Origin of the sequence: Actinoplanes sp. NBRC 101535 (assembly GCF_030269225.1) — a bacterium.
Lineage (GTDB): Bacteria > Actinomycetota > Actinomycetes > Mycobacteriales > Micromonosporaceae > Actinoplanes > Actinoplanes rectilineatus.
Window position 1 is genome coordinate 155,493 of sequence record NZ_BSSY01000017.1, and the last position, 23,012, is coordinate 178,504.

Below are 23,012 nucleotides of genomic sequence, written 5' to 3' on the forward strand. Positions count from 1 at the left end.
TGTTGATTTCAGGCGTGCTGCGCGCCCGAAGTCACCACGCCGGTTTGGGTGTGTTGAGTTTGGGCGTGTTGGGCGCCCGAAGTCACCACGCCGGTTTGGGTGTGTTGAGTTTGGGTGTGCTGGGCGCCCGAAGTCACCACGCCGGTTTGGGTGTGTTGAGTTTGGGCGTGCTGAGCGCCCGAACTCAACACGCGAGCGGTGTCAGGCGCCCTTCTTGGCCAGCTGGATCTGCTGGTAGACCTTGGTCCGCAACTCGGCGAACCGCGGATCCGCCCGGGTGGTCAGCTGGTCCCGCTCGGCCGGCAGGTCGATCGTCAGCTCGTCCTGGACCACGGTCGGCGACGACGACAGCATCACCACCCGCTGTCCCAGATAGACCGACTCGTCGATGTCGTGCGTGACGAACAGGATGGTCACGTCCAGCCGCTTCCACAGCGAGCGGACCAGGTCCTCCAGGTCGGCCCGGGTCTGCGCGTCGACCGCCGCGAACGGTTCGTCCATCAGCAGCGTCCGCGGCTCGTAGGCGACGGCCCGCGCGATCGCCACCCGCTGCTGCATGCCGCCGGAGAGCTGCCACGGGTACGCGTCCGCGTTGCCGGTCAGGCCGACCGCGTCCAGGGACTGTTCGACCAGTTCGGCGCGCCGCGGCTTCGGCACCTTCTTCTGCTTCAGCGGCAGTTCGACGTTGGCCTTCACGGTCATCCAGGGGAACAGGCTCCGCCCGTACTCCTGGAAGACGACCGCCATGCCCGGCGGCGGGCCGTCCACCGCCTTGCCGTCCACCGCGACCTCGCCGCCGCTCGGGTCGAGCAGGCCCGCGACGCAGCGCAGCAGCGTGGTCTTGCCGCAGCCGGACGGGCCGACCAGGCAGACCAGCTCGCCGCGGTCCACCGTGAACGTCAGGTCGCGCAGCGCCTCCACCTCCCGGCCGCCGGCCTGGTAGACCTTCCGTAGGCCCTTCACCTCGAGCATCGCCGACCCCCTAACGTGTGCGCTGCGCGGCGCGCAGGCCCTCGTACCACCGCAGGGCCCGCCGTTCGGCGAGCCGGAAGAGCAGCGACAGACCGAAGCCGAGCAGTCCGAGCAGGATGATCCCGCTCCACATCTCGGGGATCGCGAAGCTGCGCTGGAACTGGACGATGGTGAAGCCGAGGCCGTTGCTGGCCGCGAACATCTCACTGATCACCATCAGGATGATCGCGATGGACAGCGCCTGGCGCAGTCCGGCCGCGATCTGCGGGCTCGCCGACGGCAGGATCACGCGGGTGATCCGGGCCGGGCCGGTGACGCCGTACGCGCGGGCGGTCTCCAGCTGCACGCTGTCCACCGCGCGCACACCCTCGACCGTGTTGAGCAGGATCGGCCAGACGCAGCCGAAGACGATCACGATCACCTTCATCGCGTCACCGATGCCGGCGAACAGCATGATCACCGGTACGAGAACCGGCGGCGGAACGGCCCGGAAGAACTCCAGCACCGGCTCGACGGTGGCGCGCAGCCGGCGGTCCAGGCCGATCGCGACGCCGAGGGTCACGCCGACCACGGCGGCGAGTAGGTAGCCGGCGGCCAGGCGGAGCAGGCTGGGCAGCACGTCGGCGCGGATCGCGGGCCAGGTCCAGGTGTCGCCGAATGCGGTCAGAATGGTGCCGAGCGGGGGAGCGTAGAAGCTTTCGCTACCGGAACTGAGCACGAACCACAGGCCGAACAGGATCAGCGGCAGCCCCACCGCATATCCGATTTTCCGTATGAATGACACTAGATCTCACCTCGCACCGACTGGTGCCATGCCAGGAAACGCCGCTCGGAGAACCGCGCCGCCACGTTGATCACGACGCCGAGCAGGCCGGTGACCACGATCAGCGCGTACATCGCCGGCACCGCCTCGGAGGCCTGCGCCACCGCGATCTCCTTGCCGAGACCGGGCGAGCCGATCACCAGCTCGGCCGTGATCGCCAGCACCAGCGCCACCGAGGCCGCCAGGCGTACCCCGGTGAAGACGTAGGGCAGCGCCGTCGGCCACAGCACGTAACGGACCCGGGCCCACGGCGAGAACCGGAAACTGCGGGCCGTCTCGAACGCCACCGGGTCGACGTCCGCCACCCCGTAGAGCACCTGCACCAGCACCTGCCAGAACGCGGCGTAGCAGACCAGCATCAGGGTCGAGCCGAGCCCGGTGCCGTAGAGCAGCACCGCCAGCGGGATCAGCGCGACCGACGGGATCGGCCGCAGGAACTCCACCGTCGAGGCGGTCAGCGCCCGCAACGCCGGCACCGAGCCGATCACCAGCCCGGCCAGGACGCCGGCGCCGGCCGCGACGGCCAGCCCCAGCGCCCACGCCACCAGGGTGTCGCCGAGCGCCGCCCAGAAGGCCGGTGACCCGGCCTCCCGGGCGAGCGCCGCCAGGATCCGGCTGGCCGGCGGCAGGAACCGCTCGTCGACCAGCCCGGTCCGGGGCGCCAGCTCGATCACCAGGAGCAGCCCGGCCAGGCCCGCCGCACCCAGAAGAACAGGCCGGAACCGGGTCACGGCAGCAGTTCCGCCAGATCCGGGCTGCCGGTGAAGATGCCGTCGGTGTTGCCGAGTTCGGCCAGTTTCTGGACCGACGCCTCGTTGATCTCCACCGGCCACTTCGGCAGGATCAGCGACGCCCGCAACTTCTCGTCGATCTTCGTGTACGACCCGAGCACCTCCCGCACCTCGTCGGGGTGCGCGTCGGCGTACGTCAGCGACTCGTTGATCGCCTCGGTGAAGCGCTTGACCAGGTCCGCGTCCTCCTGGACCAGCTTCGTCGAGGCGAAGTACGCCGCCACGGTCAGGTTCGGCGCCGCGTCCACGAACGTCGACGCGACCACCCGGCCACCGGCCGCCTTGATCGTGGAGAGCTGCGGCTCGACCACCCACGCGGCGTCGATCTGGCCCTCGGCGAGCGCGGCCGGCATGTTCGGGAACGGCATCTCGACGAATGCGATGTCCTTCGGGTCGCCGCCCTTCTTGCGGACCGACTCGCGGACCACGGTGTCGCCGATGTTCTTCAGCGTGTTCACCGAGATCTTCTTGCCGGCCAGGTCGGCCGCGGTCTTGATCGGGCTGTCCGCCTTGACCACCACACCACCGAAGTCGGCACCGTCCTGGCCGGTCGACGCGACACCCGCGGCCACCGCCTTGATCGGCACGTTCTTGGTCTGGGCGATCATCAGCGAGGTCAGGTTGCTGAAGCCGAACTGGAACTGGCCGCTCACCACGCCGGGCACGATCGCCGCGCCGCCCTGGCCGCTCTCGAGCGTCAGCTCGATGTTGCGGGACTTGAAGAAGCCCTGCTTCTGGCCGAGATAGATCGGGGCCACGTCGATGATCGGGATGACGCCGACCTTGACGGCGTCCACGCCGTCCGTGCCGGACGCGTCGTCGGACGATCCGCATGCCGCAAGGGACCCGGCGAGCACCATCGCCGTCATCCCCGCGAGGAAGCGCCGCATGTCTACTCCTTCGAAATGTGTGCGCACAACGAACATGAGTTCTCATCGAGAACGCTAAGATGTGCCCCGTGTCACGTCAACGATTGGCTTCGATCACTTGATGTCGCGGGAACCGTACTACGTGCAGTCGCTGGAACGGGGACTGGCCGTCATCCGGGCGTTCGACGCGACACACCGCGAGCTCACCCTCAGTGACGTCGCCCGGTCCTGCGGGCTGACCAGGGCGGCCGCCCGGCGGTTCCTGCTGACCCTCACCGACCTCGGATACGTCCGCACCGACGGCCGGCTGTTCTCGCTCACCCCGCGGGTGCTCGAACTCGGCTACGCCTTCCTGTCCGGGCTGACCCTGCCCGAAGTCGCCGAACCCCACCTCGAACACCTGGTCGCCGAGGTGCACGAATCCTCGTCGGTGTCGGTGCTCGACGGCGACGACATCGTCTACGTCGCCCGGGTGCCGACCAGCCGCATCATGACCGTCACGATCAACGTCGGCACCCGCTTCCCGGCGTACGCCACCTCGATGGGCCGGGTGCTGCTCGCCGCCCTGCCGGAGACCGGGCTCACCGCGTACCTCCGAAGAGCGCACCTGCGGCAGCTGACGGACCGCACGCTCTGTTCCCCCGCCGCGCTGCGCGCGGAGATCGCCCGAATTCGCATCCAGGGGTACGCCGTGGTCGATCAGGAGCTCGAAGAGGGCCTGCGCGCGGTCGCCGTGCCGATCCGCGACCGCACCGGCGCGACGGTCGGCGCCGTCAACATCTCCGTGCACGCGGCCCGGACCACCCTCGACGACGTCCGCGACCGTCTGCTGCCCCCGCTGCGGGCCGCCGCCGCCGCGATCGAAGCGGACCTGATGATCGGCGTGTGACCCGGCGCTCAACTTCTCAGGCTCCCCGCCGAAGGGTGTGAGCGTGACGACCTTGGGCGCCCGCACCTGGTGGTGGGCGTGGCTCGCGGGCGGGACCGCAGCGGCGGTCCTCTACCCCGTGCTGCCCTGGGGCTGGTGGAAACTCGGCCTGTCACCGCTGTCCGGGCTGCTCGCGTGCGCCGTGGTCGTCGCCGGCATCCGCCGGCACCGGCCGGCCGCGCTCGGCTCCTGGAGCGTCTTCCTCGCCGGCCTGATCCTCTGGGTCCTCGGCGACGCGGTCTTCGCCTACCAGCAACTCGTCATGCACAGCCAGGCCTACCCGTCCCCGGCCGACTACCTCTACCTGAGCGCCTACCCGCCGCTGGTGGTGGGCCTGTTCGGGCTGACCCGCCAGCGCGGCCCGGTCTGGTCCGGCAACCTGATCGACTCGGCGATCGTGGCGATCGGCATCGGCATCGTGTACTGGACGTTCGTGATCGAGCCGGTGCTCACCGACACCGGTCTGCCGCTGCCGGCCCGGATCGTCAGCGTCGGCTACCCGACCGCCAGCGTGCTGGTCTGCGGGGTGGTCACGCCGATCCTGCTGCGCCGCGGCCCCCGGACGGTGAGCCTGTGGCTGCTGACGGCCGGCGCCACCCTGACGCTGGTCTGCAACGTCGTCTACACACTGTTCCCGCAGGTGCTGGCGGACAGTCAGGAACTGGTCTGGGCGGGGTTCCTGCTCGCGTACATCCTCTGGGCGGCCGCCGCCGCACACCCCACGATGAAGGTGCCGCCCCCCGACATCGACGGTCTCGGCCGGTCCCGCCTGATCGTCCTGACCGCCTCGATGCTGATGGTCCCGGCCACCCTGCTGATCCAGGAACGCACCGGCGGCCGGTTCAGCTGGGGCGCCGTCGCATTCGGGTCGATGGCCCTGTTCGTGCTGATCGTCAGTAGGATGTCCGGATACATCGCCCGCGTCGACCACCAGGCCGGGCAGCTGCGCGAACTCGCCATGCACGACGACCTGACCGGCCTGCCCAACCGTCGCGAGTTCGACCTGCGGGTCGCCGAAGCCGTCGCCGCCGGACCCTGCCACGTCATCGTCATCGACCTGGCCGGCTTCAAACACATCAACGACCGCCTCGGCCGGGCCGTCGGCGACCAGGCCCTGGCCGCGGTCGCCGCCCTGCTGCGCGACCGGGTCCGCGGCGACGACCTGGTGGCCCGCCTCGGCGCCGACGAATTCGCCGTCCTGGTCCGCTCGGCCCCGCGCCGGAACGGCGAAACAGTCGCCGAACGGCTCCTCGACCTGCTGCGCCACCCGGTCCAGGCCGGCGAACACGAACTGCTGCTCAACGCCCGCCTCGGTGTGGCCGTCAGCCACGGCGACATCCCCGCCGGCGAACTGGTCCGCCGCGCCGACACCGCCCGCTACGCCGCCAAAGCCGCCGGCCTGCCCGTCCTCGACTACACCGCCGACCTCGACGAACGCGCCGAAGCCGCCGAACGCCTCGCCGCCGACCTGCGGCACAGCCTCGACGACGGCGACTTCCACGTCGTCTACCAGCCGATCGTCGCCCTGTGCGACGGCAGCACGGTAGCGGTGGAGGCCCTGGTTCGCTGGCAGCACCCGGTCCGCGGTTTCGTCAGCCCCGCCGCCTTCATCCCGGTAGCGGAGGACAACGGCCTCATCGTGGAACTCGGCGAATGGGTGATGCGCACCTCCTGCCGCCAGTTCGCCACCTGGCACCGCGACCTCGGCGACGCCGCACCCGGCTACGTCAGCGTCAACGTCTCGGCCCGCCAGCTCAGCGAACCCGGCTTCCCCGACGTGGTGGCCGGAATCCTCACCGAGACCGGCCTGCCGCCCGCCGCCCTGCTGGTCGAGGTCACCGAGACGGCCCTGTTCACCGGCGGCACCGCCGTCGAAGCCGTCGAGGCCCTGCACCGCAGCGGCGTCCGGATAGCCCTCGACGACTTCGGCACCGGCCACTCATCCCTGGGCCTGCTCCGCACCGTCCCGGTGGACGTCATCAAGGTCGACAAGTCCTTCGTCGACGAGATCATCGAACCGGGCAAGAAACCGGTGATCGTCGACGCCCTCATCCACGTCACCACGGGCCTGGGCCTGCGAGCGGTGGCCGAGGGCGTCGAGACTGCCGAGCAGGCGGACTACCTGCGGGAACTGGGCTACCACCTGGGCCAGGGCTACTTCTTCAGCAAGCCGGTCCCGCAGCCCGACTTCCTCACCCGCCACATGACCTCCGCCGCAAGCTGATCACCTTCCTCCCTCTTTTTTCGTGTACGAGCCACACCTCCCTCAGCAGCTACGCGTCCCCGAGCCCCCAGCATTCCGAGCGTTCCTCCCGTGGAGGGTCCCGCTCTCCCGCCCGGTAGTTCTCGCCCGGCAGCCGCTGCTCGTCGGCGAGCGCCGTCCGCGGGTGAGCCGACCACCGCCTGTTGCGAACTGCCGTTCGCCGGCGAGCCGCCTCCGCCCGTTGACGCCACTTGGCGAGCCGCCGCCGGTCGGTTAGTTGCTGTTCAGGTGATATGAGCCGTCATCGTCCGGTCAGCCGTCGTTCAGCCTGTTCAACCGCGCGAAGGGGAGCCCTGGCTGACGGCTCAGGATCGTCGGCCGTCGTCGGTGGCTGTTTTCGGAGCGGTGGTCAGCCGTGTGCGACGGCTCGGGCTGTGTGGCCGTCGTCTATGGCTGGTCAGGGGCTGGCGGGGAGCTGTGTGCGACGGCTCGGGGTGTGTGGCCGTCGTCTATGGCTGGTCAGGGGCTGGCGGGGAGCCGTGTGCGACGGCTCGGGCTGTGTGGCCGTCGTCTATGGCTGGTCAGCGGCTGGCGGGGAGCCGTGTGCGACGGCTCGGGCTGTGTGGCCGTCGTCTATGGCTGGTCAGCGGCTGGGGGAGAGCCGTGTGCGACGGCCCGGGGTGTGCGGCCGTGCTCAGCGGTCGTTCGAGTATCCCGTCGTGGTCGTGGTCGTGGTCGTGGTCGTGGTCGTGGCGGTCGGCTCGAAGCCATCGACTGCCGCTCGCGGGTATCTTTTCGGATTTACCGGGATATCCCGGGATATGCCGAGGGCGCCCGATCCGGGCGGTGCCGGAAGTGCAGGGCGGTGGCAGCACCCGAAACCGTGATCGGGTGCTGCCACCGTCCTATCGCGGATGGTGAACGCACCCAACCCAGTCACTGGGTGCGCTCACGTCGCGATTGGCGGCTGGCGATTGGCCGCTGGCGGGTGGCGGCTGGCGGGTGGCGATTGGCGGGTGGCGGAAGTGCACACCTCGCGGTTCGCCGGGTGCGCCCACGTAGCGGTTCGCCAGGCGGCGGTCTCCTGAAGGAGCACGGGTGCGCCCACATCGCCGTCCGCAGCTATCGGGTGCGCCCACCATCGCGTTTCACGGTCATCGGGTGCGTGCACCGCCACGGACGACGATCACCGTAGTAACTCGATCGCCGCTGACCGCGGACTGTGAGCCCTGATCCGTGGCCCGTGATCCGTGGCCCGTGATCCGTAGACCGCGATCTGTGGACCATGATCCGTGATCCGTGATCTCCGGACTGTGGGTGCGTTCGCCGTCTTGATCGGGCTGTGGATCAGCCGAGGTGCATGCCACTGATCAGGGACTGCCACGTCTGCCCGCCGACGATGCCGTCGACCAGCATGGCCGGCTCGTCGACGTCGTGGATCGCCTGCTGCCAGTTCCGGACGGCCTTTTCGGTCTGCGGGCCGAAGTCGCCGTCGACAGCCGGCGCCTTGGACGGGTCGCCGGACAGGTTGCGGGCCTGCAACTCCTCCTGGGCGGAGCGGACCGCGTCGCCCTCGTCGCCGCGGCGGACCGTGGTGACCAGGGCCTGCCAGGTCCGTGGGCCGGCGATGCCGTCCACGACCAGGTTTTTCTGTTTCTGGAAGGCGCGGACCGCGGTGTCGGTCTTGGGGCCGAAGTCGCCGTCCACCACCACGGTGTGCCCGCGGGCCCGCAGGTGGTACTGCAGGCTGGGCACCGGATGGGCTTTGTGGCCTTGCCGGAGTTGCGGCCACGGCTGTAGTGCCATGCTGATCTCTCCTCTCAGACCGCGTTGCCGGCCTCGCTGGTGCGCGGGAAGAAGAAGTACATGCCGCTGATCAGGGACTGCCAGGTCTGCGGGCCGACGACGCCGTCGACGATCATGGCGGTTTCGCCGCGGTCCTTGACGAACTGCTGCCACCGGCGGACCACGTCCTCGGTGGCCGGGCCGAATTCGCCGTCCACCACCAGCAGTGGTTTGCTGCGGTATTCGAATTCCTGCTGGGCGGCGCGGACCGAGTCGCTCCGGTCGCCGCGGCGGACCGTGGTGACCAGGGCCTGCCAGGTCTGCGGGCCGGCGATGCCGTCGACGGTGAGTCTCTTGGCTGTCTGGAAGGCGCGGACCGCGGTCTCGGTCTGCGGCCCGAACTCGTCGTCGGGGGTCACCGTGTGCCCGTGGGCGCGGAGCAGGTACTGCAGGGTGAGCACCGGGTGTGCCTTGTGACCTTTGCGGATCTGGGGCCAGGGGTCCAGTGCCATCTCGATCATCTCCTCCTGGTGCGGCCGTCGGTGGCCGCTTCGACGCCGACATCGTCACTCCGCGTGGAGATCGGGTTGCCGCTCAGTCGCCGGGCCGACAGTCGGTTGGCACGCCGCGGTGAGGGCCAGCGTCACGAGGGTGTCGGCGTAGGGCTCGGTGAGCGGGCCGGTGCGTAGCAGCCAGCGGTGGTAGATCGGCCCGAAGAGCAGTTCCACCACCTGGTCGAGGGGGGCGTCGTCGCGGATCTGCCCGGCGCGCCGGGCTGATTCCAGGCGGTCGCGGACCTGGTCGAGTTGTGGGCGTAGCAGCCGGTCGCGGACTTGGGCGGCCAGTTCGTCGTCGGCCAGGGTTTCGATGGTGAGGGCGCGGGTGGTGGCGGACAGGTGCGGGTCGGCGAATTCGGCGACCGTGGCGCGGATGACGGCGCGCAGGTCGGCGTGGATGTCGCCGGTGTCCGGGAGGGCGGCGGCCGCGGGGAGGCCGTCGACGAGGGCGTCCAGGACGACGGCGCCTTTGCTGCGCCACCAGCGGTAGATCGTCTGTTTGCCGACTCCGGCGCGGGCGGCGATCGCCTCGATGGTCATGCGGGAGTAGCCGGTTTCGGTCAGTAGGGCCAGGGCGGCGTCGAGGATGGCGCGGCGGGAGCGTTCGTTGCGGCGGTGCGGGGCGGTCACCTCTCCGATGGTACGCGAGACGAGACGTTCCGTCTTGACCGCGCACCGGACCCGTGCCAGTCTGAGACGAGACGTTGCGTCTCGCCTCTGAGGGCGAGAGCGCGAGAACGCGAGAACGCGAGAACGCAAGCACGGAAGAACGCAAGCACGCGAGAACGCAAGGTGGAGGAACCCATGTCCCACATCGCCATGGTCAGCATCCCGGCCCACGGCCACGTCAACCCGAGCCTGGAGGTCATGCGCGCCCTCGTCCGGCGCGGTCATCGGGTCACCTACGCCAACGACCCGTCCTTCGCCGCCGTGATCGAGGCGACCGGCGCCGAGCTCAAGCCGTACAAGACGACGATCCCGACCGGCGACGACGTGTGGAGCGACGACCCGATCGAGCAGCTCACCGTCTTCCTCGACGACGCGGCCTCGATGCTGCCGCAGCTGCGCGCCGCCTACACCGACGATCGCCCGGACCTGTTCCTGTACGACATCGCCGGCGCCCCGGCCCGGATCCTCGGTGAGCAGTGGGGGATCCCGGCGGTCCAGCTCGCCCCGGCCTTCGTGGCCTGGGACGGCTACGAGCAGGACATGGCACCGATGATCGAGGGCCTGCGCGCCGACCCGCGCGGGGCGGAGTACTACCGGCGCTTCACGGCGTGGCTCACCGAGAACGGCTCGTCGGTCACCGACAGCACGGCGTTCCTCGGCCGTCCCGTACGCTGCCTCGCTCTTCTCCCGAAGGCCCTGCAACCGCAGGCCGACCGCGTTGATCCCGCCGTCTACAGCTTCGTCGGCCCGGTCCTCGGCGCCCGTGCGGAGCAGGGCGGCTGGACCCGCCCGCCCGGTGCCGAGAAGGTCCTGTTGGTCTCGCTGGGGTCGGCCTTCACCCGGCAGCCCGAGTTCTACCGGCGCTGCATCACCGCGTTCGGTGACCTGCCGGGCTGGCACACGGTGATCAACATCGGCCGTCACGTGGACCCGGCCGATCTCGGGCCGATTCCGGACAGTGTGGAGCTGCATCCGTGGGTGCCGCAGCTCGCCGTCCTGGAGCAGGCGGACGCCTTCCTCACCCACGCCGGCATGGGCGGCAGCAGTGAGGGCCTCCACTGCGGAGTCCCGATGATCGCCGCGCCGCAGGCCTCCGACCAGTTCACCAACGCCGAGCAGCTGGCGTCGCTCGGGGTGGCCCGGGTCGTGGCGAGCGCGACGGTGACCGCCGGTGAGCTGCGCGACGCCCTGATCGCGCTGACCACCGACCCGGAGGTGATCGCCCGCAGCGCCGCTCTGAGCCGGGAGGTCCGGGCCGCCAGCGGTGCCGACCGCGCCGCCGACCTCATCGAGGCGTCGATCCCGCTGTGATTGACTGACGCGTATGGCTCTGCGTCCGCCCCCGACCGTGGAAGCGCGCCGGTGACGGCCGGGCCGGCCGCAGCCGCCCGCCCGCGCAACCGCAAGCAGCTCATCGTCGAGGCGGCGGGCCAGGTGTTCAGCGAACGCGGCTACCACGCCGCCTCGATGGAGGAGATCGCCACGGCGGTGGGCATCAGTGCCCCCGCGCTCTACCGGCACTTCCCCAACAAGTACGCGCTCTTCGCCGGGTGCGCCGACCTGATGGTGGACCGGCTCGTCGCCGCCCTGGACACCTGCGGTCCGGAGGCCGCCCTCACCGCCGTGCTCACCGCCCTCACCCGGGTCACGGTCGCGCACCGCCGGTCGGGCGGCCTCTACCGCTGGGAGGCCCGCTACCTCGACCGGGCCGACCGGCGGCTGCTGCGGGCGAAGTTCGGGCACGTCGTCGACCGGGTGACCACGGCGGTCCACCGCGAGCACCCGCGGCCGGCGGAACGTCTGCGGGCGGTCGCGGCGCTCGGGGCGATCGGATCCGTCACCATGCACCACACCTCGATCGCCCAGCGCCGCATCGAGGACCTGCTCGTCGCCTCGGCCCGCGGGGTGGTCGCCGCCGATCCGGCCGCGGCCGAAGGCCTCGCGGGACCGGTCGACCTGCCCGCCCCGCCGGTGCCGCGGACCCGCCGTGCCGAGATCCTCGCCGCGGCCGTCCCGCTGTTCGCCCGGGACGGCTTCGCCACCGTCACCAACGGGCAGATCGCCCAGGCGGTGGGGCTGGCCCCGTCCGCGATCTACCGGCACTACCCCGGCAAGGTCGACATCCTGGTCGCCGCGTGCCTGCAGGCGGCCGGACTGCTCGCCCAGGCGGTCGAGCGGAGCCTGCACCGGGCGACCGGGCCGGACGCGGCACTGACCGCGCTGACCGCGGCATACGTCGCCTACAGTTTCGAACACAACGCCCTGACCAGCGTCGCCGAGGCGGAACTCGCCGGTCTGCCGGCCGGTCTGCGGCGCCCGTTGATCCTGGCCCAGCGCGAACACATCGCCGTCTGGGAGCAGCAGCTGCGGACCGTCCGCCCGGACCTCGACGCCCGGCAGGCCCGCCTGCTGGTGCACGCCGGGTTCGGCGTGGTGGTCGAGGCCGGGCGCGCCCTGCGCTGGCAGGACACCCCCGGCCATCGGGACACGGTCACCGCCCTGGTCATCGGCGCCCTGCTGTGAACCCTCAGGTGCCGGGGCGGTTCCCGGTCGGGATGGTGATCGGGGTGTACGTCGGCGACGTCCCGTTGTTGAGGAACAGCATCGCCAGGCCCCGCACGAACTGGTCGAAGAGCGAGAACGTGCTCGGGATGACCGGTGACAACCCCTCGCGGAACGCGACGTAGGCGGGCCAGCCGACCTCGATCACGGTACGCGACGCGTAGTCGCGCGGCAGTTTCAACCAGTCGCCGATCCTGTCACTGAGCACGTACCGGGCGAACTCCCGCTGGAATCCGCGGGTGACGCCCAGATCGACCTGCGCGACCAGGTTGAGCAGGATGTCGGCCAGGTCGACGCCCTCCGGGGTGGACGCCATGACCGGTGTCAGCGCGTACGCCGACTGTTCCTTCGCCGCCGCCCAGCTGGCCGGGATGAAGTCGTCGCGGACACCGAGCAGGTGCAGGGCGACCTGCCACTGGTGCAGGTACGCCTCCTCCTCGGCCGCCGACATCCGGATGCCCCAGGACTTCAGCTTCCCGTACACATAGGTGCCGAGGCTGTGGAACGTGACCAGGATGTCGCCGTTGCTGATCGGGATGAAATCCTGGTCGTCGGTGACGGCCCGCCACTTCGCCGACTGCGGCAGCAGGTGACGGACCGCGGCGTGCGTCAGACGGGTCTTGTTCGACGTCACCACGAAACCGCCGGTGGGCTGGAAGGCGTCGAGCGCGCTCAGGTCGTACCCGTAGGTGAAGGTCTTGGCCGCGCGCGCCTGCATGTCACCGCCGCCCTCGGACCAGTAGACGTTGCGGGCCTCGCGCGGGATGGCCGTGCTCATGATGCCGCTGCCCAGCCCGTAGAGCAGGAACAGGTACATGCTCATCCGCTTGTTGAACTGGGCGGCCCGGCCCAGTTTGGTCTGGTCGGCCCACGACGGCAGCGTGTTGTGCTGCTGGAGCCAGGTGGTGAGCCCGGCCGGGATGCCGCCGGGCAGCGGGTCGCCGTTGCGCCGCCACGCCCCGAACGCGGTGTTGACCGCCGGGATCTGCCCGTTCTCCAGGAGCGACGCCACGAGCGGATCGGTGGCGTCGTCCCACACCCCCCACGGATCGGTGACCGTGTCGGTCGCCGCGATCGAGCCGGCGGACGACCACGCCCACGCCCGCGACGGGTCCGCCACACCCGCCAGACCCAGGGCGGCGCCGAGGGTCAGGATGCTTCGTCTGCTGAGATTTTGCATTCGCTTACCTCCTACCGATCATCCAGCTACGACCGTGTTTCAATCTTCGTCAACATGTGATTTTTCATTAACATAGCGACGTCGCGACCCATCGGCAAGAGTGGATGCCGGGCGGAGTCTGCCGCTCGGCGCGGCCCCGTTCCGCCGGGCGGTCGCGGACTCGGCCTGCGCCCGATGACCTACGGGTCTAGATCAACGGGCATCGAGGATCGATGATGTCCTTCAGGGATACGCCGGTATCTCAGTGTGGAGGGCACGATGCACCCGATCCTGCGCCGGCTCGACGAACTGGCCACCGTCCTGTCCGAGCGCGCCGACACCGTGGCGCTTCTCGCGCTCGGGTCGGCCGGGGCGCAGCGGGCTCGCCTCGACGAGCACTCCGGACTGGACTTCCTGGTCGTGGCCCAGGAGCGGGCGGTGTGGCGGCTGCTGGACCGCACCGACTGGCTGGAGGCGCCGTGCCCGGTGCTGTGGAGCTATGCCCACGAGCGGAACGGGCGGACCGCGCTCTATGCGGACGGCATTCTCGCCGCGTACCGGATAGTGACCGCGCGGGAGCTCGCCCACCTGCCGTTCTCCGGCGCCCGGGTGGTGTGGCGGCGGGCCGACGCGCCGCCCGGGCTCACCCAGAGCGAGGTGCTGCCGCCCCGGACGCCGTACGACTCGCCGGAGTTCCACGTCGGGGAGGCGCTCACGCTGCTCTGGTCGGGCCTGCACCGGGAGTTGCGGGGGGAGCGGCTGGCCGCGTCCCGCCTGATCCAGGTGCGGGCGGTGGACCGGGTGGTGTCGCTGGCCCGGCTGGGCAGTGGTGAACCGCTGTACCGTGACCTGTTCGACCCGTCGCGGCGGGTGGAGCGGGCCCATCCGCCGCAGGTGCTGCCGCTGGCCACGATGGTTCCGGGGTACGCGCACAACGCCGCCGCCGCGACCGCCGTCCTCGACTGGCTGGCCCCTCGCCACCCGCTGCCCGCCGCCATGGTCGCCATCCTGCGCGAGTTGATCGACAGGGCGAGCCGTTCGGGGGATTCTCGGTGATCTTCGCAGCGAGGATGGTCGATGGCTATGACGGTTCCGAAGTGGCGGGCGGTGCTGCTGGACTTCGTGGAGCGGGCCGGCTGGTCGGCCGGTCAGGTGTTCTTCGCGACCCTGCTGGCCGGGGGTGCCGGGCCGGTCGGTGAGCTGCCCTGGCGGCTGTCGCTGACCTGTGCGTTCGGCGCGTTCGTGTCGTCGCTGGCGCTGACCGCGGTGCAGTATGCGACGAGGCTGACCGATCTGGCGTTCTGGCCGGACCTGGTGGCCCGGCTGGTGAAGACGTTCCTGGGTTCGCTGTCGGCGACGATGCTGGCCGGAGCGTTCGACGTGTTCACCTTCGACTGGGGTGCCGCGTTCAACGTGGCGTTCCTGGCCACCGTGGCCTCGTTCGGCAAGGGGCTGCTGGCCCGGGAGCCGGCGGCCGCCAACGGGCAGGTGCCGGCGGCGGCGTCCCCGTCGACGTTGCCCACGGGGACGTACCGGGAGGCGGTGGATCACGCCCCGGCGCCGCCGACCATCGCCGAGACCGACCCGCCGGACGGTCAGAAACCGATGGGCAGTCCGGCGTAGTTCTCGGCCAGCCCGGTCGCGCCGGCCTCGCTGGTCGCCACCCACCGTAGCTGCGACAACTGCAGCTGTGCGTCGAACGGGTCGCCGGAGGCGTGCATCATCGTCGTCATCCACCAGGAGAAGTGGGTGCACCGCCAGACGCGGCGCAGCGCGTCGTCGGAGTAGCTGTCGGCGAGGGTCGTGTCGCCGGAGACGATCCGGGCGATCAGCGCCCGGCTGAGCAGTGCCACGTCGGCGATCGCCAGGTTCAGCCCTTTCGCTCCGGTGGGCGGCACGATGTGCGCGGCGTCTCCGGCCAGGAACAGGTTGCGGTGCCGCATCGGGGTCTGCACGTGGCTGCGCATCGGCAGCACGCTCTTGTCGGTGATCGGGCCGGGGGTGAGTTTCCAGCCGTTCTGCCCGTGGCCGAGCCGGGCGGCCAGCTCGTCCCAGATCCGGTCGTCGGACCACGACGACGGGTCGGTGCCGGCCGGAACCTGGAGGTAGAGCCGGCTGACGGTGGCCGAGCGCATCGAGTGCAGCGCGAACCCGTTCGGGTGCCAGGCGTAGATCAGTTCGTCGGTGGAGGGCGCGACGTCGGCGAGGATCCCGAGCCACGAGTACGGGTACACCTTCTCGTACACCTGGGGGGAGGGGATGGCGTGCCGGCTGGGCCCGAACGATCCGTCGCACCCGGCGATGACGTCGCAGTCGAGCTGCCGTACCGAACCGGACGAGTCCGTGAATTTCACGAAATCGTCGCCTATGACGACACCCGACACCGAGTAGTGGATCTCCTGGCCGTCGGCGGAACGCGCCGCCACCAGGTCCTTCTGCACCTCGGTCTGCCCGTAGACCCAGACACTGCGCCCGGTCAGTGACGTGAAGTCCACATGATGCCGAGAACCCGGCCACTGCAGGTGGATCCCCCGATGCTGCTCACCGAGCGACCGCAGGCGCGACCCGAGCCCCACCGAGGTGAGCAGCTCCACGCTGGAGTGTTCCAGGATCCCGGCGCGGATCCGGGCCCCGACATACTCCTCGGACCGGGTCTCCAGCACCACCGACGAGACTCCGCCCCGAGCCAGCAGGTGGGACAGCAGCAGACCGGCGGGACCGGCTCCGATGATGGCGACCTGAGTACGCATCCCGTCAGCCTGGAACCCCGGGAGGTGCCGCCGCAACCCCGGACATCGTCCGGCCGATGCCCTGCGCGGCGACCCGTAACGCCGACACCAGCCGGGGCAGCTGCCGCCGCAGGTCCGGCACCACGATCCCCAGCGACGCCACCACGTCGGCCCCGGCGCGCACCGGCACCGCCACCGAACACGCCCCGAGGCTCATCTCCTCGCCGGTGGTCGCGTAGCCCTCGGCGCGTACCCGCCGGAGCTGATCCAGCAGCCGGGCGGGCTGGGTGACGGTGTACGCGGTGACCCGGGTCAGATTCTGCAGCGCTGCCGCCAGCACGTCGTCCGGCGCGTGCGCGAGCAGCACCTTGCCGACGCCGGTCGCGTGCATCGGCAGCCGGGACCCGACCCGGCTCACCACCGGCACCGACACGTGGCCGGCGAGCCGTTCCACGTACAGCACCTGCAGGCCGTCGCGGACCGCCAGGTGCACGGTGGCCAGCGTCGCCCCGTACAGGTCGTGCATGAACGGCGACGCCGCCTGCCGCAGACCGGTCTGCTCCGGTGCGAGCAGCCCCAGCTGCCAGATCCGCCGGCCGATCACGTAGGAGCCGTCGGCCGACCGGGCCAGCGCTCCCCACCGGTGCAGTTCGCCGACCAGCCGGTGCGCGGTCGCGAGCGGAATGTTCGCCCTGCGGGCCAGATCGCTGAGTGAGAGGCTGCGGTGGTCGGAGTCGAACGCGCCGAGCAGAGCGAGCGCCCGCGAGGTGACGCTGGGACCGGCCACGTTCGAACCCTTCCGTTCAGTGGAAGACCAGTATCGCGGAAACGGGCCGGTTGGCCCTAGCGTCCGGAGCGTGAACATGGAGCTGACCCAGGCGGACATCGATGCCGAGATCGCGGCGGCGGCCCAGCACACGGCGGGACCGCAACCGAGGATCGACTACCGGTCGTACCGCAGCAGTGTGCTGCGGCACCCCGAACACCCGCTGCACCTGGTCGACCCGGAGTCGGTGGAGCTGTGGGCCCCGGCCTTCGGTCACCGCGACGTCGCCGACGACGAGGCCGACCTGACCATCCAGCACGCCGGCACCCCGCTCGGCGAGCGGATCGTGGTCACCGGCCGGGTGCTCGACGGCGACGGCCGGCCGGTGGCGAACCAGCTGGTCGAAGTGTGGCAGGCGAACGCCTCCGGACGCTACCGCCACCAGCGCGACCAGCACCCGGCCCCGCACGACCCGAACTTCACCGGCGTCGGCCGGATGCTGACCGGCCCGGACGGCACCTACCGGTTCCAGACGATCAAGCCGGGACCGTACCCGTGGCGCAACCATCTCAACGCGTGGCGCCCCGCGCACATCCACTTCTCGATCTTCGGCACCGACTTCACCCAGCGTCTGGTCACCCAGATGTACTTCCCGGGCGACCCGCTCTTCGCGTACGACCCGATCTTCCAGTCGATCACCGACCCGAAGGCCCGGGACCTGCTGATCGCGCACTACGACCACGACCTCACCACGCCGGAGTGGAACACCGGGTACCGCTGGGACATCGTGCTCACCGGCACCCACCGCACTCCGCTCGACACCGAGGACCACGACGCATGAGCGCTGTTCCGGGCCAGACCGTCGGCCCCTTCTTCCACCTCGGCCTCGAGTTCCCCGGGATGAACGAGCTGGTCCCGCCGGGCGACCCGCGCGCGATCCGGTTGCACGGCCGGGTCTACGACGGCGCGGGCGCCCCGATCCCGGACGCGGTCCTGGAGATCTGGCAGCCCGACCCGCGTGGGCACATCGTGCGGCAGCCCGGCTCGCTGCGCCGGGACGGCTGGAGCTTCACCGGCTGGGGCCGGGCCGGCACCGACCCGGACGGGCACTACCAGTTCACCACCCTGGAGCCGGGACCGACCGAGGAGGGCCGGGCGCCGTTCTTCGCGGTGACCGTCTTCGCCCGCGGCCTGCTGGACCGGCTCTTCACCCGGATCTACCTGCCCGGCGACGACGAACTGCTGGCCGCCGACACGGTGCTGCGGTCGGTCGCCCCGGAGCGCCGGGGCACGCTGATCGCCACCCGCGACGACGACGGCCTGGTCTTCGACGTACGCCTGCAGGGCGAGGACGAGACGGTCTTCCTCACCTACCCACGCCTGCGGGACGCCTGGGCGTGAGCGACCTGTTGTGGCCCGGCGACGACCGGGCCGGTGACCTGTTCACCGACGCGAGCGTGCTGGCCGCGTTCGTCCGGGTGGAGGCCGCCTGGCTGGAGGCACTGGTGACGCACGCGGTGGCGGTCCCGGCCGCCGCCGACGACCTGGCCGGGCTGATCGGCCCGGACGACGTCCCGGCGGTCGCGGCCGGCGCCGAATCCGGCGGCAACCCGCTGATCCCGCTGCTCGCCCTGCTCCGCCGACGCCTGCAGGCCCGCAACCCGTCCGCCGCCGCCTGGCTGCACAAGGGCTTGACCAGCCAGGACGTCGTCGACACCGGCTTGGTCCTCTGCCTGGTGGAGGCGGCGGCGCGGATCGGCGACGACCTGGAACACCAGATCGCCGCCCTGGTGAGGTTGGCCGGCGGGCACCGGGACACCGCGATGGCCGGCCGGACGCTGACCCAGCACGCCGTACCGATCACCTTCGGTCTCAAAGCGGCGTCCTGGCTGACCGGTGTGCTGGACGCCCGGGACCGCCTGGCCGGTGCCGCCCTCCTGCCGGTGCAGATCGGCGGCGCGGCCGGCAGCCTGGCCGCCCCGGTCGCCCTGGCCGGGTCGCCGGCCGCCGCCCAGGCGCTGGTCGCCACCACGGCGGCGCGCCTCGGCCTGCCGGCCCGCGACCCGTGGCACACCGCCCGGGCGCCGCTGACCGGGATGGCCGCCGCTCTGGTGACCTGCACCGACGCGTGGGGCCGGATCGCCAACGACGTGCTGGTCGCGGCCCGGCCGGAGGTCCACGAACTGTCCGAGGGCCCGGTCGCCGGGCGCGGCGGCTCGTCGGCGATGCCGAACAAGCAGAACCCGGTGCTGTCCGTGCTGATCCGCCGGGCCGCGCTGGCCGGACCGCTGCTGGCGGCCACCGTGCACGCGGGCGCGGCGTCGGCCGTCGACGAACGGCCGGACGGCGGCTGGCACGTCGAGTGGTCGGCGCTGCGCACCCTGGCCCGCCGCACGGTGGTGGCGGGCGCCCAGACGGCCGAACTGCTGGACGGCCTGCGCGTCGAGACGGCCTGGATGACGGCGAACCTGGCGACGGCGCGGCCGGGCATCGACGCCGAACAGCTGTCGATCACCCCGGACGCGGCAACGGACACCCCCTACCGGGGTGCGACCGACGAGATCATCGACGCCGCCATCGCGCGGGCAAGGGGCTCACGATGCTGACCGCGACCACCCTGTCGGACGCCCCCGGATGTCCGCTGCTGATCCTCGGGTCGTCGGTCGGGACCAGCGTCGAGACGCTCTGGCCGGCCGCCGTCGGACGGCTCTACGGGCGCTACCACGTCGTCGGCTTCGACCTGCCCGGCCACGGCCGCAGCGCGCCCGCGAGCGAACCGTTCACGATCGGTGACCTGGCCCGCGAGGTGGTCGCCCTGGCCGACCGGATCCGGCCGGACACGTCGTTCCTCTACGCCGGCGACTCGATCGGTGGCGCGATCGGCCTGCAACTGCTGCTCGACTTCCCGGAACGGGTGAGCGCCGCGGCGCTGCTCTGCACCGGCGCGCGGATCGGCGAGCCGGCGATGTGGCGCGAGCGGGCGGCCCTGGTCCGTGCCGGGGGCGTCGAGCCGGTGGTCGCCGGTTCCCGGGAGCGCTGGTTCGCGCCGGGCACCGATCCGGCGGTCACCGAACCGCTGATCGGCGCGCTGCGCGCGACCGACCCGGAGAGCTACGCGCGGGCCTGCGAGGCGCTGGCCCTCTTCGATGTACGCGACCGGCTGCCGGAGATCGCCGCCCCGGTGCTGGCGGTGGCCGGGGCACTGGACGGCCCGACCCCGCCGGACGGCGTCGCCCTGATCGCCTCGACGGTGCTCGCCGGCCGGCTGGTCGTGCTGGAGAACGTCGCGCACCTGGCGCCCGCGGAGAGCCCCGAGGTGGTCGCCTTCCTGCTCGACCAGCATTTCGACGAGTCCCGCCGGGCCGGGATCACGGTCCGCCGCGAGGTCCTCGGCCCGGCGCACGTGGACCGGGCGACCGCCGCCACCACCGCGTTCACCAGGGACTTCCAGGATCTGATCACCCGGTACGCCTGGGGCGAGATCTGGACCCGCGACGGCCTGGCCCGTCGCGACCGCTCGCTGATCACCCTCACCGCCCTGATCGCTCTCGGCCACCACGACGAACTGGCGATGCATGTGCGGGCGGCCCGTACCAACGGGCTCAGCGTCGACGAGATCAAAGAGGTGATCCTGCAGACCGCGATCTACTGCGGCGTCCCGGCCGCGAACACCGCCTTCCGCATCGCGCAACAGGTCCTGGCCGAGGAGCCCCGATGACCGATTCCTTCCTGTACGCCGCCGTCCGCACCCCGTTCGGCCGGTACTCCGGGGCGCTCGCCGACGTGCGCCCCGACGACCTCGCCGCGGCGGCGCTGACCGGGCTGCTCGCCAAGGCGCCCGGCCTCGACCCGGCCCGGATCGACGACGTGATCTGGGGCAACGCGAACGGCGCGGGCGAGGACAATCGCAACGTGGGCCGGATGGCGGTGCTGCTCGCCGGGTTGCCGACGTCGGTGCCGGCGACCACCGTGAACCGGCTGTGCGGGTCGAGTCTGGACGCCGCGATCAGCGGTTCCCGGGCGATCGTGGCCGGCGACGCGTCGGTGGTCGTCGCCGGCGGGGTCGAGTCGATGACCCGGGCGCCGTGGGTGCTGCCGAAGCCGTCCCGGGCGTTCCCGGCCGGTGGTCTCGAGGCGGTGTCGACGACGCTGGGCTGGCGGCTGGTCAACCCGCGGATGCCGGCCGAGTGGACGGTGTCGCTGGGGGAGTGCAACGAGCAGCTGGCCGACAAGTTCGGCATCTCCCGGGAGCGGCAGGACGCATTCGCCGCCCGTTCGCACGCTTTGGCCGCCAGAGCCTGGGACGATGGCTTCTATCGGGACTTGACCGTGCCGATCGCCGATCTGGACCGGGACGAGGGAATCCGCGCCGACAGCAGCGCCGAGAAGCTGGCCCGGCTCAAGCCGTCCTTCCGTCCGTCAGGAACGATCACCGCCGGCAATGCGTCACCGCTCAACGACGGCGCCGCGGCCGTTCTGCTGGGAAATTCAGAAATGTCCGGAACCATTGGCCTCGATCCGCTCGCCCGGATCGCCGGCCGCGCCGCCCATGCCCTCGACCCCCAGGACTTCGGCTTCGCCCCGGTGGAAGCCGCCGGCAAAGCACTGCGGCAGGCCGGCATCGGCTGGTCGGACGTCGGCGCCGTGGAACTCAACGAGGCCTTCGCCGTCCAGTCCCTGGCCTGCGTCGACGCCTGGGACATCGACCCGGAGATCGTCAACACCCGCGGCGGCGCGATCGCCATCGGACACCCGCTCGGCGCGTCCGGAGCCCGCATCCTCGGCACCCTGGCCCACGTCCTGCGCGAACGCAAGCAGCGCTGGGGTGTCGCCGCCATCTGCATCGGCGTCGGCCAGGCCCTCGCCGTCGTCCTGGAGAACGTGACCACGTGAGAACCGACATCACCGACGCCCGCACCGCGGTGGCCGCGGTCCGCGACGGCGACACCGTGCTGGTCGGCGGGTTCGGCATGGCCGGCATGCCGGTCACGCTGATCGACGCCCTGATCGAGCACGGCGCCGGAGACCTGACCATCGTCAGCAACAACGCCGGCAACGGCGACACCGGCCTCGCGGCACTGCTGGCGGCGGGCCGCGTACGCAAAATGATCTGCTCCTTCCCCCGCCAGAGCGACTCCTGGGTCTTCGACGGCCTCTACCGCGCCGGCAAGATCGAGCTGGAGCTGGTCCCGCAGGGCAACCTGGCCGAACGGATGCGCGCGGCCGGCGCCGGCATCGGCGCGTTCTACTGCCCGACCGGCGTCGGCACCACCATCGCCGAGGGCCGCGAGACACGGGTGATCGACGGGCGCGAATACGTCCTGGAGTTCCCGATCCGCGGCGACGTCGCCCTGATCCGCGCGCACGTCGCCGACCGCCTCGGCAACCTGGTGTACCGCAAGACCGCCCGCAACTTCGGCCCGGTGATGGCGACCGCCGCCGCCGTCACCATCGCCGAGGTGTCCCGGATCGCCGACGTCGGCGACCTGGACCCGGAGGCCGTCGTCACCCCGTCGATCTACGTGAACACGCTGGTGGAGGTGCCCCGGTGAGCCTGGACAAGGACGAACTGGCCCGCCTGATCGCCCGGGACATCCCATCCGGGGCCTACGTCAACCTCGGCATCGGCCAGCCCACCGCGGTCGCCCGCTACCTGGACCCGTCCAGCGGCGTCGTCCTGCACACCGAGAACGGCATGCTCGGCATGGGCGAGGTCGTCCCCGCGGAGCAGGCCGACCCGGACCTGACGAACGCCGGCAAGCAGCCCGTCACGGAACTGCCGGGCGCCGCCTACTTCCACCACGCCGACTCGTTCGCGATGATGCGCGGCGGCCACCTGGACGTCTGCGTGATGGGTGCCTTCCAGGTCTCGGCAACCGGCGACCTGGCCAACTGGCACACCGGAGCCCCCGACGCGATCCCCGCGGTCGGCGGCGCGATGGACCTGGCAGTCGGCGCCAAGGAGGTCTGGGTGATGATGACCCTCTTCACCAAGCAGGGCGAGCCGAAACTGGTCCCGTCCTGCACCTACCCACTGACCGGCAAAGCGTGCGTGACCAGGGTCTACACCGAACTGGCCACCTTTCACATCACCCCCACCGGCGTCGAGATAGCGGAAACCTTCGGTGTCTCCCCCGAGGAGATCCGCTCCCGCTTGACCATCTTTTAGGGGTACGCCCCCACCTCCCCGGCAGCTACC

General features: G+C 71.2%; 23 protein-coding genes. 13 read left to right on the plus strand and 10 right to left on the minus strand.

The window, feature by feature from the left end:
• Positions 1-201 precede the first annotated feature (201 nt).
• Genes QSK32_RS35410 through QSK32_RS35425 form a run of 4 tightly spaced genes read right to left on the minus strand, consistent with a single transcriptional unit; the run spans position 202 to position 3,476 of the window.
• On the minus strand, positions 202-972 hold the full coding sequence (locus QSK32_RS35410) for an ABC transporter ATP-binding protein (RefSeq protein WP_285474366.1): 771 nt from the start codon (positions 970-972) through the stop codon (positions 202-204).
• A gap of 10 nt (positions 973-982) precedes the next feature.
• Positions 983-1,756 carry an ABC transporter permease gene (locus tag QSK32_RS35415; protein WP_285474367.1) on the minus strand — a complete coding sequence of 258 codons (774 nt, stop codon included), beginning with the start codon at positions 1,754-1,756 and terminating at the stop codon, positions 983-985.
• Positions 1,756-2,526, minus strand: coding sequence for an ABC transporter permease (locus tag QSK32_RS35420; RefSeq protein ID WP_045747180.1), 771 nt, complete (start codon positions 2,524-2,526; stop codon positions 1,756-1,758). The genes QSK32_RS35415 and QSK32_RS35420 overlap by 1 nt, the downstream gene beginning before the upstream one ends.
• Positions 2,523-3,476, minus strand: coding sequence for an ABC transporter substrate-binding protein (locus QSK32_RS35425; protein WP_045747179.1), 954 nt, complete (start codon positions 3,474-3,476; stop codon positions 2,523-2,525). The genes QSK32_RS35420 and QSK32_RS35425 overlap by 4 nt, the downstream gene beginning before the upstream one ends.
• 100 nt (positions 3,477-3,576) lie before the next feature.
• On the opposite strand from QSK32_RS35425, the gene QSK32_RS35430 reads away from it, so the two are divergent.
• Positions 3,577-4,344: an IclR family transcriptional regulator domain-containing protein gene (locus QSK32_RS35430; protein ID WP_045747178.1), complete on the plus strand. Its 768-nt coding sequence runs from the start codon at positions 3,577-3,579 to the stop codon at positions 4,342-4,344.
• Between the two features lie 43 nt (positions 4,345-4,387).
• Positions 4,388-6,607: a putative bifunctional diguanylate cyclase/phosphodiesterase gene (locus QSK32_RS35435; RefSeq protein WP_285474368.1), complete on the plus strand. Its 2,220-nt coding sequence runs from the start codon at positions 4,388-4,390 to the stop codon at positions 6,605-6,607.
• Positions 6,608-7,933: 1,326 nt separating this feature from the next.
• Here QSK32_RS35435 and QSK32_RS35440 read toward each other — a convergent pair.
• Genes QSK32_RS35440 through QSK32_RS35450 form a run of 3 tightly spaced genes read right to left on the minus strand, consistent with a single transcriptional unit; the run spans position 7,934 to position 9,558 of the window.
• Positions 7,934-8,392 (minus strand): peptidoglycan-binding domain-containing protein, encoded by a 459-nt coding sequence (locus QSK32_RS35440; RefSeq protein WP_285474369.1) that lies wholly within the window; start codon positions 8,390-8,392, stop codon positions 7,934-7,936.
• Positions 8,393-8,406: 14 nt separating this feature from the next.
• Positions 8,407-8,883: a peptidoglycan-binding domain-containing protein gene (locus tag QSK32_RS35445; protein ID WP_045747284.1), complete on the minus strand. Its 477-nt coding sequence runs from the start codon at positions 8,881-8,883 to the stop codon at positions 8,407-8,409.
• A 54-nt stretch (positions 8,884-8,937) separates the two neighbouring features.
• Positions 8,938-9,558 (minus strand): TetR/AcrR family transcriptional regulator, encoded by a 621-nt coding sequence (locus QSK32_RS35450; protein WP_285474370.1) that lies wholly within the window; start codon positions 9,556-9,558, stop codon positions 8,938-8,940.
• Positions 9,559-9,732: 174 nt separating this feature from the next.
• Here QSK32_RS35450 and QSK32_RS35455 point away from each other — a divergent pair, with 174 nt between their 5' ends.
• Positions 9,733-10,908: a macrolide family glycosyltransferase gene (locus QSK32_RS35455; RefSeq protein ID WP_285474371.1), complete on the plus strand. Its 1,176-nt coding sequence runs from the start codon at positions 9,733-9,735 to the stop codon at positions 10,906-10,908.
• 51 nt (positions 10,909-10,959) lie between these two features.
• Positions 10,960-12,120: a TetR/AcrR family transcriptional regulator gene (locus tag QSK32_RS35460; protein WP_285474372.1), complete on the plus strand. Its 1,161-nt coding sequence runs from the start codon at positions 10,960-10,962 to the stop codon at positions 12,118-12,120.
• A gap of 4 nt (positions 12,121-12,124) precedes the next feature.
• Here the strand turns inward: QSK32_RS35460 and QSK32_RS35465 are convergent, their stop codons facing one another.
• Positions 12,125-13,339: an oxygenase MpaB family protein gene (locus tag QSK32_RS35465; protein ID WP_285474373.1), complete on the minus strand. Its 1,215-nt coding sequence runs from the start codon at positions 13,337-13,339 to the stop codon at positions 12,125-12,127.
• Positions 13,340-13,597: 258 nt separating this feature from the next.
• On the opposite strand from QSK32_RS35465, the gene QSK32_RS35470 reads away from it, so the two are divergent.
• Together QSK32_RS35470 and QSK32_RS35475 are read left to right on the plus strand one after the other, a co-directional pair.
• The gene (locus tag QSK32_RS35470; RefSeq protein WP_285474374.1) at positions 13,598-14,374 is read left to right on the plus strand and encodes a hypothetical protein; all 777 of its coding nucleotides are present in this window, start codon (positions 13,598-13,600) and stop codon (positions 14,372-14,374) included.
• Between the two features lie 21 nt (positions 14,375-14,395).
• Positions 14,396-14,941 (plus strand): holin, encoded by a 546-nt coding sequence (locus tag QSK32_RS35475; protein WP_083449619.1) that lies wholly within the window; start codon positions 14,396-14,398, stop codon positions 14,939-14,941.
• Here the strand turns inward: QSK32_RS35475 and QSK32_RS35480 are convergent.
• Positions 14,914-16,068 (minus strand): 4-hydroxybenzoate 3-monooxygenase, encoded by a 1,155-nt coding sequence (locus QSK32_RS35480; protein WP_285474375.1) that lies wholly within the window; start codon positions 16,066-16,068, stop codon positions 14,914-14,916. The two genes, QSK32_RS35475 and QSK32_RS35480, sit on opposite strands and share 28 nt — an antisense overlap.
• 4 nt (positions 16,069-16,072) lie before the next feature.
• Positions 16,073-16,834, minus strand: a complete 762-nt coding sequence (locus QSK32_RS35485; RefSeq protein WP_045747290.1) for an IclR family transcriptional regulator — start codon at positions 16,832-16,834, stop codon at positions 16,073-16,075.
• 76 nt (positions 16,835-16,910) lie between these two features.
• Between QSK32_RS35485 and pcaH the strand changes: the two genes are divergently transcribed.
• From pcaH to QSK32_RS35520, 7 genes are read left to right on the plus strand one after another with little or no spacing between them, the layout of a single operon-like run.
• On the plus strand, positions 16,911-17,654 hold the full coding sequence (gene pcaH, locus QSK32_RS35490; RefSeq protein ID WP_045747291.1) for a protocatechuate 3,4-dioxygenase subunit beta: 744 nt from the start codon (positions 16,911-16,913) through the stop codon (positions 17,652-17,654).
• Positions 17,651-18,214, plus strand: a complete 564-nt coding sequence (gene pcaG / locus QSK32_RS35495) for a protocatechuate 3,4-dioxygenase subunit alpha (RefSeq protein ID WP_045747292.1) — start codon at positions 17,651-17,653, stop codon at positions 18,212-18,214. Before pcaH ends, pcaG begins: the two co-directional genes overlap by 4 nt.
• A complete protein-coding gene (locus QSK32_RS35500) occupies positions 18,211-19,419 on the plus strand; it encodes a lyase family protein (protein WP_285474376.1) in 1,209 nt (402 codons plus the stop codon). Before pcaG ends, QSK32_RS35500 begins: the two co-directional genes overlap by 4 nt.
• Positions 19,413-20,531, plus strand: coding sequence for a bifunctional 3-oxoadipate enol-lactonase/4-carboxymuconolactone decarboxylase PcaDC (gene pcaDC / locus QSK32_RS35505; RefSeq protein WP_285474377.1), 1,119 nt, complete (start codon positions 19,413-19,415; stop codon positions 20,529-20,531). Before QSK32_RS35500 ends, pcaDC begins: the two co-directional genes overlap by 7 nt.
• A complete protein-coding gene (locus QSK32_RS35510; RefSeq protein WP_285474378.1) occupies positions 20,528-21,706 on the plus strand; it encodes a thiolase family protein in 1,179 nt (392 codons plus the stop codon). The genes pcaDC and QSK32_RS35510 overlap by 4 nt, the downstream gene beginning before the upstream one ends.
• Positions 21,703-22,365 (plus strand): 3-oxoacid CoA-transferase subunit A, encoded by a 663-nt coding sequence (locus QSK32_RS35515; RefSeq protein ID WP_045747296.1) that lies wholly within the window; start codon positions 21,703-21,705, stop codon positions 22,363-22,365. Before QSK32_RS35510 ends, QSK32_RS35515 begins: the two co-directional genes overlap by 4 nt.
• Positions 22,362-22,982 carry a 3-oxoacid CoA-transferase subunit B gene (locus tag QSK32_RS35520; protein ID WP_045747297.1) on the plus strand — a complete coding sequence of 207 codons (621 nt, stop codon included), beginning with the start codon at positions 22,362-22,364 and terminating at the stop codon, positions 22,980-22,982. The genes QSK32_RS35515 and QSK32_RS35520 overlap by 4 nt, the downstream gene beginning before the upstream one ends.
• The last annotated feature ends 30 nt before the right edge of the window (positions 22,983-23,012 follow it).